This window comes from Rhodopseudomonas sp. P2A-2r (genome assembly GCF_026015985.1).
In the GTDB taxonomy this organism is placed as follows: Bacteria; Pseudomonadota; Alphaproteobacteria; order Rhizobiales; family Xanthobacteraceae; genus Tardiphaga.
Genome location: NZ_CP110389.1, coordinates 133440 through 149524 on the forward strand (window position 1 = coordinate 133440; position 16085 = coordinate 149524).

Here is a 16085-nt window from a genome sequence, read left to right on the forward strand (position 1 = left end):
CGCTGTGCAGGGGCGGGGAGAGGTTAGGAAGAAAGATCACGCATCCATGCGCTTGAAGACCAGCGTGGCATTGGTGCCGCCGAAGCCGAACGAGTTCGACAGCACGGTGCCGACCTTCACATTGTCGATGCGCTTGCGCACGATCGGCATGTCGGCGAACACCGGATCGAGCTCGGTGATGTTGCCGCTCTCGCAGATGAAGCCGTTCTGCATCATCAGGAGCGAATAGATCGCCTCCTGCACGCCGGTTGCGCCCAGCGAATGGCCGGTCAGCGCCTTGGTGGCGGAGATCGGCGGGCACTTCTCGCCGGTGCCGAACACCTTGCGGATGGCCTCCATTTCCGGCGGATCGCCGGCCGGAGTCGAGGTGGCGTGCGGGTTGATGTAGTCGATCTTTATGCCGCCGGTGGTGGCCAGCGCCATCTTCATGCAGCGCTCGGCGCCTTCGCCGGAGGGAGCCACCATGTCGTAGCCGTCGGACGTGGCGCCATAGCCGATGATCTCGCCGTAGATCTTGGCGCCGCGCGCCTTGGCGTGCTCGTACTCCTCGAGAACCACCACGCCGGCGCCGCCGGCGATGACAAAGCCGTCGCGGCTGACGTCATAGGGACGCGAGGCGGTGGACGGCGTGTCGTTGTACTTCGACGACATGGCGCCCATGGCGTCGAACAGCACCGACAGCGACCAGTCGAGTTCCTCGCAGCCGCCGGCGAACACGATGTCCTGCTTGCCCCACTGGATCATCTCGTAGCCGTTGCCGATGCAATGGTTCGAGGTCGCGCAGGCCGAGGAGATCGAATAGTTGACGCCCTTGATCTTGAACCAGGTGGCGAGCGTCGCGGAGGCCGTCGACGACATCGCCTTCGGCACCGCGAACGGACCGACGCGCTTGGGGCCCTTGGTGCGGGTGATGTCGGCAGCTTCCACGATGGTCCGCGCGGAAGGGCCGCCGGAGCCCATGATGATGCCGGTGCGTTCGTTGGAGATATCCGACTGTTCCAGCCCGGAATCCTGCAGCGCCTGCTCCATGGCGACGTGATTCCACGCCGCGCCCTCACCGAGGAAGCGCATCGCGCGGCGGTCGATGACCCCCGAGGGATCGAGCGTCGGCGCGCCCTGCACCTGCGAGCGGAAGCCGAGCTCCGCATATTTGTCGGCGCGCGTGATGCCCGACTTTGCCTCATGGAGGCTCGCAAGCACTTCCTGAGTGTTGTTTCCGATAGATGAGACAATGCCCATCCCCGTGACGACAACCCGCCTCATGATCGCCTCGCCCTCTAAAATTACGTGTTATCGACTGACGATGTCCTGCTGGAGACCGCCGTTTGCGCAGCACGGGTTAGATGACCTTCCCGGCCGCAATGCGGCACGCGTCTATTGCTTGAACAGGCCGACCTTCAGATCCTTGGCGCGATAGATAACCTCGCCATCGGCGGAAAGCGAGCCGTCGGCAATGCCAAGCCACAATTTTGAACGCATCACCCGTTTGACGTCGATGGTGTAGACGACCTTCTTGATGTTCGGCAGCACCTGGCCGGAAAACTTCAGCTCGCCGAGCCCCAGCGCGCGGCCGGGCCCGATCCCGCCGGACCAGCCGAGGAAGAAGCCGACCATCTGCCACATGGCATCGAGGCCGAGGCAGCCCGGCATCACCGGATCGCCCTTGAAGTGGCAGGCAAAGAACCAAAGGTCCGGATTGACGTCGAGTTCGGCGCGGATCAGCCCCTTGCCGAATTCGCCGCCGGTGTCGGTGATCTCGGTGATGCGGTCGAACATCAGCATCGGCGGCAGCGGCAGCTGCGCATTGCCGGCCCCGAACAATTCGCCGCGACCGCACGCCAGCAGATCCTCGTATTCGTAGCTGCTGCGTCGTTCCTGAACCATGCTCCGGCCTTCCAAATGCAAATCGACAACGTCAAATCGGGCGCGCTTCCCTACCCATCGGCGGGTGCGCGCTGTTCCAGTCCGGCGGAACATCCCCCGTCCGCCGCGGGCTCTCTATCACAGGCCTGTGAGGCGGCAAAGCGGCGGCTCACGCCGCTGGGCCGACATCGTCGCCATGCGCGACGGCCGCCACCGGCCGCGGGCGCCCCGGCGCCGGACGCATGGCTCCCAGTTGCGAAAAACTTGCATCTGAACCCCAGGCTTCATATAATGAAGGCTACAGTTTTCGTGAACGGCAGGATTCTGACGTGGATATGAGTGACAGCTCTTCGAGCACGAATGATGACGTCGCCAATGTTGCGGCGATCGGTCATGGTCGCCAGCCCGCGCTGACCGGCTGTCCGTGGCATGACGTCAACGAAATGCTGCAGTCGGTGGGCTTGCGCCCTACCCGGCAGCGCATGGCGCTGGGCTGGTTGCTGTTCGGCAAGGGCGCGCGCCATCTGACCGCGGAAATGCTCTACGAGGAAGCCACCCTCGCGAAGGTCCCGGTGTCCCTGGCCACGGTGTACAACACCCTGAACCAGCTCACCGATTCCGGCCTGCTGCGGCAGGTCAGCGTCGACGGCACCAAGACCTATTTCGACACCAACGTCACCGCGCACCACCATTATTACCTCGAGAACAACCACGAGCTGGTCGATATCGCCGACTCGAACCTGGTGCTGCAGTCGATGCCCGAAGTGCCCGAGGGCTACGAGATCAGCCGCATCGACATGGTCGTCCGGCTGCGCAAGAAGCGCTGAAGCCCAGCACACTCGCTGTCATCGCCCGGCCGCGCGCCCTTGCGCGCCAGGACCGGGCGACCCAGTAACCGCTGAATTTGATGATCTAACTGCGGCTGCGCCGTTTACTGGTTCCCCGCATGCGCGGGGACGACAACCGCGTTTGACGCGACTGTCCTCAATCCACCTTCTCGTCGGCATAGACGCCCCACAGCCGCTGCTGCTCGATCCAGCCGTCGAAACCGGTACCGATCACCCGGCACCAGCCGTTGTTGCAGCGCTTGACCTGCGCCACCACGCCGGCCTGCAGCCGGGCCGCCACCGCGCTCTTGGGGTCGGGGCTGTCGTAGATCGACGCCAGATCGTCCTTGTTCTTCATGGTGACCACTGCGGTGCGGCGGCCGGACAGCAGCGAGTGATAGACCCAGCCCTCGGCGCCCTCGGAATCGCGGACCCGGCGCCAGTTCTCGTATTCGGCGGTGATTTCCACGGGAAGGCCGATCTTGGTGTAGACCCAAGCCACGTCGTTGTCCTTGGTCGGACCGGCGCGGACGTTGACGTGGTCGGACTTCAGGCTGACATAGCGCGGCACGGGCAGGCCGCTGGCGCCGACATTGGTGTCCTTGGACGTATCCCTGGCCGCAAATCCCGGTTCGATCGAGGCGCCCGCCATCGCAGTTGCGAGCAAGACCGACACCACCACACGCTTCAACGCCATCAACCCCGCCCCGCACACATCATTCGCCATCGCGTCGCACGCGCCGCTGGGTTCTTGTCTTGGCCCGGCCTTCTGCTAGAGAGGACCGAACGCCGGAAGCCAAAAAGGCTCGCGGAACCCCGAGGAAACGTAACGCTCGCGTGATGGCGGCAGTTTCAGACAACCGGGTTAATGCGAACTGAACGGGTAGGCTAAAGTTACGAGAGCGCTGGACATGTCGGTGAAGAAAAAGCCTCTGGTCGTGGTCACCCGCAAGCTGCCGGACAGCATCGAGACGCGCATGCGCGAGCTGTTCGACGCGCGCATCAATCTCGACGACCAGCCGATGACCAGCGAACAGCTGGCGGAAGCGATCCGCACCGCCGACGTGCTGGTGCCCACCGTCACCGACGAAATCACCAAGGAACTGCTCGAGCAGCCCGACATCAAGCTGAAGCTGATCGCCAATTTCGGCAACGGCGTCGACAATATCGACGTGCCCGCCGCCCAGGCCCGCGGCATCACCGTAACCAACACGCCGAAGGTGCTCACCGAAGACACCGCCGACATGACCATGGGGCTGATCCTGGCAGTGCCGCGGCGGCTGATCGAGGGCGCCTCGATCCTCACCGACGGCAAGGACTGGCCCGGCTGGTCGCCAACCTGGATGCTCGGTCGCCGACTCGGCGGCAAGCGGCTGGGAATCATCGGCATGGGCCGCATCGGCCAGGCCGTGGCCCGCCGTGCCCGCGCCTTCGGGCTGCAGATCCACTATCACAACCGCAAGCCGGTGGCCCCGAAGATCGCCGAGGAACTGGGCGCGACCTATTGGGATTCGCTCGACCAGATGCTGGCGCGGATGGACATCATCTCGGTGAACTGCCCGCACACCCCGGCGACCTTCCACCTGCTGTCGGCCCGCCGCCTCAAGCTGGTGCGCAAGGACGCCTATATCGTCAACACCGCGCGCGGCGAGATCATCGACGAAGAGACCCTGACCAAGCTGATCGAATCCGGCGACATCGCCGGCGCCGGCCTCGACGTGTTCGAGCACGAGCCGGCGGTCAATCCCAAGCTGGTGCGGCTGGCCAAGGCCGGCAAGGTGGTGCTGCTGCCGCATATGGGCTCGGCGACCATCGAGGGCCGCGTCGAGATGGGCGAGAAGGTCGTGGTCAACATCCGCGCCTTCCTCGACGGCCACAAGCCGCCGGACCGCGTGCTGCCGGGAATGCTGTAGGGCCCAAAATGCTGCAGCATTGCTGCAGCATTTTCGTCGCCAGTCGCCTGTTTTGCTGCGCAACAAGGTGCAGCATTGAGGAGCGGATCAATCAGGATCGACGTCGCGGGCAGCCGCCCTTGTTCCTCACCAAGCTTTTGAATTGCAAACGAAATTTCGGAATGATGCGCCGCACCATTCGAGGCGCTCCCGCTCCAGTCCGTTGCGGCACGGCTTCATCAATGGCCGATCGGGGATTCCCGCCAGCGACGACAGATGCTGCATTGCACAAAATGCACTTATTGTGCTCCGCAATATAGGGTGTCCTACTCGTGCCCGCTAAGATCCACGATCGTCGGCGCGTCGCCGTTGAGCGGGTTCTCCGGATCCCTTTTGTAGCGCAGCGTCTCGAAGCGCATGGCGCGGGCGTCGACCATCAGCAGGCGACCGACCAGCCCCTCGCCAAAGCCGACGATCTCGCGGATCGCTTCCAGCGCCATCATGGAGCCGAGCACGCCGGCCAGCGCGCCCATGACCCCGGCTTCCTGGCAGCTCGGCACCGTGCCCGGCGGCGGTGGTTCCGGGAACAGGCAGCGCAGGGTCGGGTTGAGTTCCCCTTCGGCATTGCGCTCGAACGGCCGCAGCGTGGTCAGCGACCCGTCGAACTGGCCGAGCGCCGCGGTGACCAGCGGCACGCCGGCGAGATGACAGGCGTCGGACACCAGATAGCGCGTGGCGAAATTGTCGGAGCCGTCGAGCACCAGATCGTAGCCGGAGATCAGCGCCATTGCATTGGCTGCGGTCAGTCGCGTGTCATGCGCGGCGAATTTCACATGCGGATTGAGCGCGTCGACCCGCGCCGCGGCGCTGTCGACCTTGGGCCGCCCGACATCGGAGGTGAAATGGATGATCTGGCGCTGCAAGTTGGACAGCGAGACGTGATCGTCATCGACCACGCCGAGCGTGCCGACGCCCGCCGCCGCCAGATACATCAACACCGGCGCGCCGAGCCCGCCGGCGCCGATCACCAGCACCGACGCCTCCTTCAGCGCCGCCTGGCCGGGGCCGCCGACCTCGCGCAGCACGATGTGGCGGGCATAGCGTTCGAGTTCTTCCGAGCTTAGCATGCAGTGACGCCCATCATTGATATCTCAACACACTCAACCGTCATCCTGAGGCGCTCGCCGTCTTCGGCGAGCCTCGAAGGATGCATGTTCAGTGCTCGTGGCCGCATCCTTCGAGGCCGTCGCAAGAGCGACGGCACCTCAGGATGACGACGCTGGTGACGGTTCCCCTGAACCATCGCCCTGCTGTTGCCGACCCAGCAGATGTGCTTCAATCCGACAACATCAACCACGGGACATGTCATGAGATCGATGCTGGCCGCAACATTGATCGTCGCCTCGGCCCAAGCGGCCGCGGCCCAGACCGTTGCGACGCCGCCGGCGGTGCAGGGCGTCAAGCCGAAGCCGGTGGCCACCGTGCCGGTGCGCCCGGCGCTGCAGACGCCCGCCGACACCGCCAATGCCATGGTGCTGGCGGAGCGCCAGGGCATCCAGTCGGACCTCGCCTGGGTCGGCCAGTACAACGGCGCCATCAATGGCGAAGTCAGCGAGCGCATGGTCGCGGCCATCAAGGGGTTCCAGAAGGACAACGGCGGCAAGCAGACCGGCGTGCTCAATCCGCAGGAGCGCACGCTGCTTTCGGACGCCGCGCGAAAATTGCAGGCCAATGTCGGCTGGAAGACCGTGACCGACATGGTCACCGGCGCGCGGCTCGGCCTGCCGACCAAGCTGGTGCCGCAGCAGAGTTCCGACGCCAATGGCAGCAAGTGGTCGTCGACGTCAGGCACGATCCAGATCCAGCTTGCGCGACGCAAGGAAGCCGGCGTCACCACCGCGAAACTCGCCGAACTTGAGAAGAAGGAACCGGCCGGCCGCAAGATCGAATACAGCGCAATCAAGCCGGACTTCTTCGTGCTGTCGGGCATGCAGGGGCTGAAGAAATTCTACGTGCGCGGCACCTTCAAGGACGCCGAGGTGCGCATCCTCACCATCCTCTACGACCAGGCCACCGAAGGCACCATGGAGCCGGTGGTCATTGCCATGTCGTCGGCGTTCAACGCGTTTCCGGTCGGCGCGCAGGCGGCCTCCGGCCCGCCGCCGCGCAAGAAGGTGGAATATGGCAGCGGCATCGTGGTCAGCGAGGACGGCGCGATCCTCACCGACCGCCAGCTCATCGACGGCTGCATGTCCGTCGTCGTCGCGGGCCAGAATCTGGCGACTCCCGGCAATGCCGATCGCGTCGCCGAGGACAAGGTGCGCGACCTCGCTCTGCTGCGCATCTACGGCGTCCACGGATTGAAACCGCTGGCGCTGGGCAATGCGGCAGCGAAGCCCGCGCTCGACCTCACCGGCATTGCCGATCCGCAGAGCCAGGGCGGCAATGCGGCAGTCAGCACGGTCAAGGCCTCCGTCGCACCGGTCGGCAGCAACGGCGAACTGGCGCTGTCGCCGGCGCCCGGCATCGGCTTTTCCGGCGCCGCCGCGACCGACGCCGATGGCGCCTTCGCCGGCCTCGCGCAGTTGAAGCCGGTGGTGGTCGCAGGCCCTGCCAACGGCGTCGCCACACAGGCAACCCTGGTGCCCGCGGACACGGTGCGCGAATTCCTCAAGACCAATGGCGTGAGCTTTGCCGCGGGCGCCGCGGGCAACGCGAAGGCGTCGATGGTGCGCGTGATCTGCGTGCGCAAGTAACAACCACTTGCAGTGCATCGACAGCAAGCAAAGCATCGAGCGCTGCATACTGCACAGCACGCGACGACTTCAAACGCCTGCCAGACCATACTTTTGATAGCGGAACTATCCAAATCGTTTTGATATCAAAACGGTAGTTCCACGGACCGTAGTCAACCGGAGTATCCTTGCCGCCGGTCTTGCCGCATCGTCAGGACATTGCTGATTCGGACACGCGGCGACCCGTGAATGGTTCTGTAGGTCGGGCCGACACGTCCAGGCAAAATTGAGTCGTACCGCCGAAGGCGGTAGCGGCTCAGGTCTGGCGATACCGCCTCCAATACTCAACCATTCAAGGACCGAACATGCATACGATCGTACTGGCCACCCAAAAGGGCGGCAGCGGCAAGAGCACTCTCTCGATCGGCCTCGCGCTGGCGGCGATCGCGGACGGGCATACCGTTCGCCTGATCGAGACCGACCCGCTGGGCACGCTGTCCAACTGGCAGTCCCGCCGCCCCTATGCCGAACCCCTGGTCGAGCCGATCTACTGCGCCTCGGAACTCGAGCCGCGCCTGCGGCTGCTGGACCAGAGCGGCATCACGCTGACCATCATCGACACCGCCGCCGGTACCAGCGCGGTGACCACCACGGCGATCGGCTGCGCCGACCTCTGCCTGATCCCGTCGCGCCCGAGCGTTGCCGACATCGAGGCCACCGCCTCGACGCTGGGCGCCATCCGCGCCTTCGACAAGGCCTTCGCCTTCGTGCTCAACCAGACGCCTATCCGCGGCCAGCGCATCCAGAACGCGGCCAACAGCCTGGCGGGCGATGACGTGCCCGATCTCACCGGCATCGTCGCGCAACCGTTCATCGTGATGCGCAACGACCACCAGGACGCGCTCGCGGCCGGCCTCGCCGTCACCGAATTCGCCCCGACCGGAAAGTCGTCGGAAGAAATCCGCGGTCTGTGGCAGTGGGTCGCCGACAAGCTCGGCATCGCCGCCCTGGCCGACCTGCAATCGATCGCCGCCGAACTCGATATGTCGGCCGATGTTGTGCCTACGCTGTGGGGCCCCACGCCGACGGACGCAGATACGGTCATTTTCGTTTCCTGAATCCGGCCCCGTTTTCTCCTCGGGACCCGGTACTACCCAACTGCGCGCCTCCTGTCCTTGCGACAGGGGCGCGATTTTTTGACACGACCGTGCACGAAGACTGCGGTCCGTCCCGCAATTCCACGGTGGCGGAACTTCATACTTCGCAGAGGAGCGCCAGAATACCTTCGACGGTGTCAGGCGAATCGATCCGCACCAAGCGGCCGGTCGTCTTGCACGCAACCGAAAGTGACCCATGCCGCACGCCCAGCCCTCCGCCGCCGAACCCGCCGCATCGCTGGACACATGGCTGGCCAGGGACGACGAATGCGTGCGCAAGCTCGCGATGCTGCTGGTGCATCGCGAGAACCGCGACCTCGACGAGGTGGTGGCGCTGATCGCCCGCCTGGCGATTCCGCTCGAATAGGCCGTCTTGTCCGATACGCCTCCCCGCACCGCTGCCGACGAAATCCCGCGACTGCGTAGCGCGCATCTTGCCGTTCGTTGCCGGCCCGTTACACATGCGGGATCGATCACGACCGGTCGGGGCGGGCCAGCCCGAGCGTCGTGACAGCGGCGACACCAGGGGTGCGATCATGACCACGTTGAGCAATCGGGCGGAGCGACTGAAGCAGGGCAAGGCGCTGCGCCGCAAGACGCCTCGCGAGGCCCATGCCGAGTTCAAGGGTCCGCTGGCGCGCAGCGCCGTGGCCATCCTGGCGGAAAGCGATGCCGACCGCGTCCCCGAGCTGGTCCCGGAGCGCTACAAGCGCATGATAGCCAGCCCGTTCGCGTTCCTGCGCGGCGCGGCAGCGATCATGACAACCGATCTGGCCGGCCAGCCGATGGCCGGCATCCCGGTGCAGGCCGGCGGCGACAGCCATCTGATGAATTTCGGCGCCTTCGTCACTCCCGAAGACAACATCCTGTTCGACGTCAACGATTTCGACGAGACGCTGGCCGGCATCGACTTTACCGTGGACGTCAAGCGTCTGGCGGCCAGCGTGGCGGTCGCCGCACTGGCCACCGATGCGTCGCGCAAGCAGTCGCGCGCGCTGGCCGCCAGCACGGTCAAGGCCTATCGCTGGCACATGGCGGCGCTGTCGAAAATGTCGCCGCTGGAAATCTGGCACAGCCGCATCGACCTCGAGGAGGAGATCGGCGCCATCGGCCATGCCGGCCTGCAGCGCAAGCTCGCGTCGATCATCGACAAGGCGCGCGGCGAAGGCCTGGCGCTGGACGACAACTTTCCGCATCTCACCGCCGGCGACGCGCCGCGGATCGTCGACAAGCCGCCGACCATCTTCCACCTGGATTCGCGCCGAGATGCCCATCACCGCATCGATATCGCCGGCGTGCTCGCCAGCTATCGCAAGGACCTGTGGCCGGACCGGCAACGGCTGCTCGACCGCTTCACCCTGCAGGACTTCGCATTCAAGGCGGTCGGCGTCGGCTCGGTGGGGACCTACTGCTACGTCTGCCTGTTCCTCACCGGCGACGGCGAGCCGCTGTTCCTGCAGATCAAGCAGGCGCAAAAGTCGGTGCTGGAACGGCTCGGCGGCAGGCCGTCCTACAAGGGCAACCAGGGCCGCCGCGTCGTCGAGGGTCAGCGCATGATGCAGGCCGCCAGCGACATCTTCCTCGGCTATGCCCGCGATGACGCCTCGGGCCGGGATTTCTACATCCGGACCCTGAAGAACCGCCGGCTCGGCGGTGTCAGCGACATCGGCGAAGGCGAGGCGCTGGCGGACTACGCCGCTCTGTGCGGCCGTACCCTTGCGCGCGCCCACGCGCGCTCCGGCGACGCCGCGATCATCACCGGCTACATGGGCAAGACCGCGGCCTTCGACGACGCCATTGCCGCCTTTGCCATGGCCTATGCCGACCAGACCATCCTCGATCATGCGGCCCTGGTCAAAGCCAGGAATAACAAGTCGCGCAGCAAGACAACGCCCACCCGCAAGAACGCCGGCAAGAAAGCCCGCAAGACGCGCGGCACGAACGCCGGCAAGTCATCGGCATCGCGCAGCAAGGCGCCGTAGTCACGCGAGCACGGAACTTAACGATTGAGAAAGGCGCGCCTCAATACCTTCGTTCAAGGCTGATCGATTCGCGCCGTGCGACCGGTCGGCTGACCCTCGGAATGAAGGTGATCCCATGCCCCACGCCCAGTCCTCCCAGGCCGACACCCTCGCTCCGCTGGCCAGCTGGCTGTCCAGCGACGACGAATGCGTGCGCAAGCTGGCCATGTTGCTGGAGCATCGCGAAACCCGGGATCTCGATGAAGTCGTGGCGCTGATCGGCCGTCTCGCGGTGCCGCTAGAATAGCAGCGTTTTCCCTTGAGTCGGATTCCATTCGCTTGAACCGTGTCCCGGACGCAGTGCTATGCGCCTCCGTCAGAAGGCGTCATGCACTGCAGAGCCGGGACCGCCACGCACTCGGGAGTTTGGTACGGTCCCTGGGTCTGCGGAGCGGCATAAGAATGCCGTACCGCGTCCGGGACACGATGATCCGGTTCAATCTTGATGGATCAGACTCTAAGCCGAGCTATGCCGGCACGCTGCCCTTCACCGCATTGGCGAAGGCCGCGTAGCTGACCCGGCCCGAAGCATCCTCGGTGAGATGCGCGCGGACGCGTGCTTTCAACTCGGCGAGCACGTCCGGGTCCATCGCCGCTACCGTCGGCTTCACCGTGGTGCCCGCGGTCGAGGCCGACCAGAAATCCTCGAAGTCGTCGTAACTACGCGTCACATCGATGCGGCGGGTTTCGACCTCGCGCAGGCCCGCCGCACGCCACAGCCGCTGCAGGTTCTCGCTGCGCGACGCATCCATGCTCGGCGGCATCGACGGCACGAAGCCCATGGCGCGCAACTCGCGCATCACCGGTTCGAGCGGAAAGCCGCCGCCGTCCATGTCCCACGCATAGGCCGCCACCATGCCGCCCGGTTTCACCACCCGCGCCATTTCGGCGACGCCTTTCGCCGGATCGGGCACGAAGAAGATCACCAGCGCCATCACCGCGACATCGAATGCCTTGTCGGCGTAGGGCAGCGCCATGGCGTCGCCGAGCTGAAACACGGCGGGACGCGCCGCGGCGCGGGTGCGGGCAAAGGCGATCTGCCCCTCGGAGGGATCGATGCCCTGGATCTCCGCCGGTGCGCAGCGCTGCACGATCGCCTCGGTGAAGGCGCCGTTGCCGCAGCCGACATCGACCCAGCGCAGGCCGGGCGACGGCTTCAGCCAGTCCAGAAAGATATCGCCGGCAAGCCGGCTCCACAGTCCCATCATCCGCTCATAGGCGGCACCGTCGTTGAAGCGGATGGAAGCGTCGTTCATCGGCTGAATCCCTGCATGGCCTGGCGGTCCCGGCAACGGCGTAGTCCTGCCATGTCCGGCACCGGACTGTCGAGCTGCGCCCCAGAGTCCGCTCTACGATATTTGAGCCCGCCACGACGCGGCACCGACCTCTTCCTGCCCGCCGGAGGGCGCCGCACAGGATATAAACACCGTTAATCGGACGCTAAACGGTTCCCATAAAATTAACGCTCTTCGACTAGCGTGCAACGCAGCAACGGCAGTCGCCATGCAATTTATTCATTTGCAGAATGCACGGATAGATTATGCGAATCGGATTTCATTGCCGTGTTGGCAGCCTGCTCAACGGCGCTTTCCTTGGCCTGACCGCAGTGGTGGTCGTTCTGCTCGGTCTGCGGCTCGTCACGAATTTCGGCGATATGACCGCCGCGAGCCGACTGGTCACACTTGCCGAGGCCGACCGCACGGTCTTCAACACCATGCAGGTGCTGCGCCTGTCGCGCGGCGAGGCTCAGACCGTCTTGCTGAATCTGGACGATCCCTCGGCAAAACTCGCTGAGCTGCGCGCGCGAGGGACGACGAAATATTTGGAGGCCGTCGCGGTTCTCCCGCGCATCGGCGGTGCCGCGCTGGATGCCCTGGTGGCCGATCTGCGAACGCGCTGGAGCGAGACCGAGCAGAAGTGGCAGGAACTCGGCGCGGCCGCCGCGAAGCCGAAGCCGACCCGCAAGGTTGCGGATACCGACGTCTGGTACAAGTCGACGACCCGCGTGCTCGACAATCTGAACGACGCATCGCTCCGTGTCGCGGCCGAGGCGCGACTTGCCGATCCCTATGTGGCGGAGCTGGTCGCGGCGCGTCAGACCGCCTGGAGCATCCGCGAGGCAGCCGGCTCCGAATGCTCGGCGCTGCGCGGCAGCGTCGCTGCGAATGAACCCCTGTCACCTGCCAACCTCTCCACCATCGGGCGGTTGCGCGGCGCCGACGAGGCCGGCTGGAGCGCGCTCAAGGGCCTGATGGTCCGCAGCGACGTCCCGCCGCAACTGGCGAGCGCGGTGACCGCCGGCGAACGTGATTTCAGCGGCTCGATGGCCGCGCGCGACGCCGTCTATCGCGAGCTCGGCAAGGGATCGGCATCGTCGGTCACCCCGGCGCAATGGACGACGCTGTGCAACGCGCCGTTCGAGCCGATCATGGCGGTTGCGCGGACTGCGCTGGACCTGATGCAGCAGCGCGCCGAAACACAATACGACGCGGCGCGGTTTGCCCTCGTCGCCACCATCGCGGTGACGCTGCTGATGCTGTCCGCGGCGGCGCTGGTGCTGCGGCTGATCCGTCGGCGCGTGATCCAGCCGGTCAGGACCCTGAACGAGGCCATCGGACATTTGTCGCGGCACGAATACGAGGCTCCGGTGCCGCAGGTCGGCGACGACGACGAATTTTCGGCCATGGCCGAGACCCTGGAATCGCTGCGCCTGGGCACCATCACGTCCGAACTGGCCAACGCCGAGCGCCAGGCCGCCCAGGCCAATGACATCGAACGGGCGACGCGTCTCGGCGTCCTGTGCCGCGACTTCCAGGCATCGGTCGGCCGCACGCTCGATACGGTGGCCGGGGCCAACCAGCAGATGGTTGTCGCCGCCGATGCCATGACCGAGACGGCAACCGACGCGACGCGCCGCACCGACGAGATCGCGCGCGCCGTGCAGCAGGCCGCGGAGAGCATCAATTCGGTGGCCGGAGCATCGGAAGAGATGCGCACCTCGCTTGCGGAAGTCTCGACCAAGGTCGAGCAGTCCTCGAAACTGTCGGCCGACGCGGTCGGCGAGGCCGAGGCCACCAACCGCAACGTGGCGCGGCTGTCGGTGGCCGCCGCCGAAATCGGCCAAGTGGTCGGCGTCATCACCACCATCGCCGCGCAGACCAACCTGCTGGCGCTCAACGCGACGATCGAGGCCGCGCGCGCCGGCGAGCACGGACGCGGCTTCGCCGTCGTCGCCGGCGAAGTCAAATCGCTGGCGTCGCAGACCGCCACCGCCACCGGTCAGATTACCGCGCAGGTGTCGGCCATCCAGGCCGCCACGGAGTCGGCGGTGCTCGCCATGGACGGCATCGGCGCGCGCATCCGCGAGGTCGACGGGCTGACCGGGGCCATCACCCAGGCCATCCAGGGCCAGGTCAACGCCATGAACCAGGTGTCGCGCGACGCCCAGGAAGTTGCGCTGCTGACCGACCGCGTCTCTACCCAGATCAACGAGGTGCGGGCCGCAGCGGCCGGTACCGTCGCCGCGGCCGGCCAGGTGCGCCAGACCACCGACGATCTCGGCCGCCAGTCCGGCCATTTGTCGCTGGAAATCGAGCGCTTCATCGCCGGCGTGGGATGAGCCGGGCGATGCCGGCGATCAGACCGGCCGGATCAGGCGAAGCGCCTCGTCGAGCAGATGCGGCGTATGCTTGCCCGGCGACGTCAGGCAGGCGCGTTCGAAATAGTCGGTGAGCGCCGGACGGAATGACGGATGCGCCGCGTTGGCGATGATGATCCGCGCCCGCTGCTTGGGCGACAGGCCGCGCAGATCGGCAAGGCCGTTCTCGGTGACCAACACCTGCACGTCATGCTCGGTGTGGTCGACATGGGTGGCCATCGGCACGATCGATGATACCGATCCCTGCTTGGCCGTCGACGGCGTCATGAAGATCGACAGATAGGCGTTGCGGGCGAAGTCGCCGGAGCCGCCGATGCCGTTCATGATGCTGGTGCCGCGGATGTGGGTCGAATTCACGTTGCCATAGATATCGGCCTCGATCATCCCGTTCATGGCAACCACGCCGAGCCGCCGGATCACCTCGGGATGGTTGGAGATTTCCTGCGGCCGCAGCACGATGCGGTCGCGCAGCTGTTCGAGTTCACGGTTGAACACGCCGGCCGCTTCCGCACTGAGCGACAAGGCAGTGGCGGAGGCGAGCACCATGCGGCCGGAGCGGATCAGATCCAGCATGCCGTCCTGCAGCACCTCGGTATAGGCCGTGAGCCCGGAGAACGGGCCATCCTCCAGCCCGGCCATGACGGCATTGGCAACGTTGCCGACGCCGGATTGCAGCGGCAGTAGTTCGGGCGGCAGCCGGCCGCGCTTCACCTCGTGGCCGAGAAACTCCAGGATATGCCCGGCGATGGCTTTCGACACCGTGTCCGGCGGCGCGAAGCTGGTGTCGCGGTCCGGCGCATCGGTCTCGACCACCGCGATGACCTTGGCGGGATCACAGCGAAAGGTGGTCTCCCCGATGCGGTCGCCCGGCGCCAGGATCGGGATGGGCGTGCGGTGCGGCGGCAGCCTTGTGCCATAGTAGATGTCGTGCATGCCCTGCATCGCAGGGTTCATCGCCGTGTTCACTTCGAGGATGATGCGGTCGGCCTGGTCGAGCCAGGTCTTGTTGTTGCCGATCGAGGTCGACGGCACCAGCCGGCCGTCGGGCAGGATCGCGGCGACCTCGACCACCGCGACATCGAGATGACCGAGAAAGCCGAACCAGACGTGCTGCGCCACATGGCTGAGATGGATGTCGATATAGTCCATGGTGCCGGAGTTGATGCGCTCGCGGGTGATCGGGTCGGACTGGTAGGGCAGTCGCAGCTCGATGCCGTTGACCTTGGCCAGCGCGCCATCCAGTTCCGGCGCGGTCGAAGCCCCCGTCCACATCCCGATCCGGTACGGCTCGCCACGCCCGTGGGCGTCCTCGATGCGGCGGGCGAGCGCCTGCGGAACGGCCTTCGGATAGCCCGATCCGGTAAAGCCGCTCATGCCCACATTGGCACCGTGCGGCACCAGCGCCGCGGCATCGTCGGCGGACATGAGCTTTGCCCGAAACGCCGACGACATGATCCGCGCTCTGCCACCCGCCATGGAACCTCCCTGAGAGAAAAACGTCGCCCGACGGCCGGCCTGGCCGGCATCGGCGAACATCCCGTCCTTTAGGGGGCATGCCGACACAGGCATTTGACCTGCCGCAATTGCTTGTCGCGCATCGCATGCTCTGTTGCGCGGACGGGCGAAAATTATGTCGAGGTTGGTCGGCGGGGGCTGACGATGAACATCAAGATCATCATTGCGCTTCTGATCATCGGCACGCTGCTGTTGGCGGCGGACACTCCTCCCTCCGGCCGGACACCTCGTAACGGGCTGCGCCCTAATTCTTCATCGTCATGATGAAGGCGGCGATGTCGCGGGCATCGTTTCGGCTGAGCGGTGGATTGGGCATGGTGGCGTGCGGCATCATCAGGAACGCCGCGGCGGGGTGGCCCGCGACGACCGCGATCAGCGCGGCCAGCAGACCCCATACCGGTTTGCGTTTCATGCGAG

15 protein-coding genes are annotated in these 16085 nt (G+C 65.7%); 8 read left to right on the plus strand and 7 right to left on the minus strand.

Annotated features, from left to right (window positions below):
• Nucleotides 1-36: 36 nt before the first annotated feature.
• Nucleotides 37-1263, minus strand: a complete 1227-nt coding sequence (gene fabB, locus ONR75_RS00595; protein WP_265080932.1) for a beta-ketoacyl-ACP synthase I — start codon at nucleotides 1261-1263, stop codon at nucleotides 37-39.
• Between the two features lie 111 nt (nucleotides 1264-1374).
• Nucleotides 1375-1884, minus strand: a complete 510-nt coding sequence (gene fabA, locus ONR75_RS00600; protein ID WP_265080933.1) for a 3-hydroxyacyl-[acyl-carrier-protein] dehydratase FabA — start codon at nucleotides 1882-1884, stop codon at nucleotides 1375-1377.
• 314 nt (nucleotides 1885-2198) lie between these two features.
• On the opposite strand from fabA, the gene irrA reads away from it, so the two are divergent.
• On the plus strand, nucleotides 2199-2690 hold the full coding sequence (irrA, locus tag ONR75_RS00605) for an iron response transcriptional regulator IrrA (RefSeq protein ID WP_265080934.1): 492 nt from the start codon (nucleotides 2199-2201) through the stop codon (nucleotides 2688-2690).
• A 157-nt stretch (nucleotides 2691-2847) separates the two neighbouring features.
• Here the strand turns inward: irrA and ONR75_RS00610 are convergent, their stop codons facing one another.
• Complete coding sequence (locus tag ONR75_RS00610; protein WP_265080935.1) at nucleotides 2848-3387, minus strand: SH3 domain-containing protein; 540 nt, start codon at nucleotides 3385-3387, stop codon at nucleotides 2848-2850.
• Between the two features lie 214 nt (nucleotides 3388-3601).
• Between ONR75_RS00610 and ONR75_RS00615 the strand changes: the two genes are divergently transcribed.
• Entirely contained in the window at nucleotides 3602-4603 is a 1002-nt protein-coding gene (locus tag ONR75_RS00615) for a 2-hydroxyacid dehydrogenase (protein WP_265080936.1), read from the plus strand.
• Between the two features lie 305 nt (nucleotides 4604-4908).
• On the opposite strand, the gene ONR75_RS00620 is transcribed toward ONR75_RS00615, so the two are convergent.
• The gene (locus ONR75_RS00620) at nucleotides 4909-5709 is read right to left on the minus strand and encodes a HesA/MoeB/ThiF family protein (protein WP_265080937.1); all 801 of its coding nucleotides are present in this window, start codon (nucleotides 5707-5709) and stop codon (nucleotides 4909-4911) included.
• Between the two features lie 240 nt (nucleotides 5710-5949).
• Between ONR75_RS00620 and ONR75_RS00625 the strand changes: the two genes are divergently transcribed.
• The 5 genes from ONR75_RS00625 (at nucleotide 5950) to ONR75_RS00645 (ending at nucleotide 10742) form a co-directional block, all read left to right on the plus strand.
• Nucleotides 5950-7338 carry a serine protease gene (locus tag ONR75_RS00625; protein WP_265080938.1) on the plus strand — a complete coding sequence of 463 codons (1389 nt, stop codon included), beginning with the start codon at nucleotides 5950-5952 and terminating at the stop codon, nucleotides 7336-7338.
• 344 nt (nucleotides 7339-7682) lie between these two features.
• Entirely contained in the window at nucleotides 7683-8435 is a 753-nt protein-coding gene (locus tag ONR75_RS00630; protein ID WP_265080939.1) for a division plane positioning ATPase MipZ, read from the plus strand.
• Nucleotides 8436-8670: 235 nt separating this feature from the next.
• Nucleotides 8671-8841 (plus strand): hypothetical protein, encoded by a 171-nt coding sequence (locus ONR75_RS00635; RefSeq protein ID WP_265080940.1) that lies wholly within the window; start codon nucleotides 8671-8673, stop codon nucleotides 8839-8841.
• A 169-nt stretch (nucleotides 8842-9010) separates the two neighbouring features.
• Nucleotides 9011-10456: a DUF2252 domain-containing protein gene (locus tag ONR75_RS00640; protein ID WP_265080941.1), complete on the plus strand. Its 1446-nt coding sequence runs from the start codon at nucleotides 9011-9013 to the stop codon at nucleotides 10454-10456.
• Nucleotides 10457-10571: 115 nt separating this feature from the next.
• Entirely contained in the window at nucleotides 10572-10742 is a 171-nt protein-coding gene (locus ONR75_RS00645; RefSeq protein ID WP_265080942.1) for a hypothetical protein, read from the plus strand.
• A 220-nt stretch (nucleotides 10743-10962) separates the two neighbouring features.
• Here ONR75_RS00645 and ONR75_RS00650 read toward each other — a convergent pair whose 3' ends face one another.
• Nucleotides 10963-11751 (minus strand): class I SAM-dependent methyltransferase, encoded by a 789-nt coding sequence (locus ONR75_RS00650; protein WP_265080943.1) that lies wholly within the window; start codon nucleotides 11749-11751, stop codon nucleotides 10963-10965.
• 284 nt (nucleotides 11752-12035) lie between these two features.
• On the opposite strand from ONR75_RS00650, the gene ONR75_RS00655 reads away from it, so the two are divergent.
• Nucleotides 12036-14114: a methyl-accepting chemotaxis protein gene (locus tag ONR75_RS00655; RefSeq protein ID WP_265080944.1), complete on the plus strand. Its 2079-nt coding sequence runs from the start codon at nucleotides 12036-12038 to the stop codon at nucleotides 14112-14114.
• Nucleotides 14115-14132: 18 nt separating this feature from the next.
• Here the strand turns inward: ONR75_RS00655 and ONR75_RS00660 are convergent, their stop codons facing one another.
• Together ONR75_RS00660 and ONR75_RS00665 are read right to left on the minus strand one after the other, a co-directional pair.
• Nucleotides 14133-15629, minus strand: a complete 1497-nt coding sequence (locus ONR75_RS00660) for an acetyl-CoA hydrolase/transferase family protein (protein WP_265080945.1) — start codon at nucleotides 15627-15629, stop codon at nucleotides 14133-14135.
• Between the two features lie 283 nt (nucleotides 15630-15912).
• Nucleotides 15913-16080: a hypothetical protein gene (locus tag ONR75_RS00665; protein ID WP_265080946.1), complete on the minus strand. Its 168-nt coding sequence runs from the start codon at nucleotides 16078-16080 to the stop codon at nucleotides 15913-15915.
• Nucleotides 16081-16085: the final 5 nt, after the last annotated feature.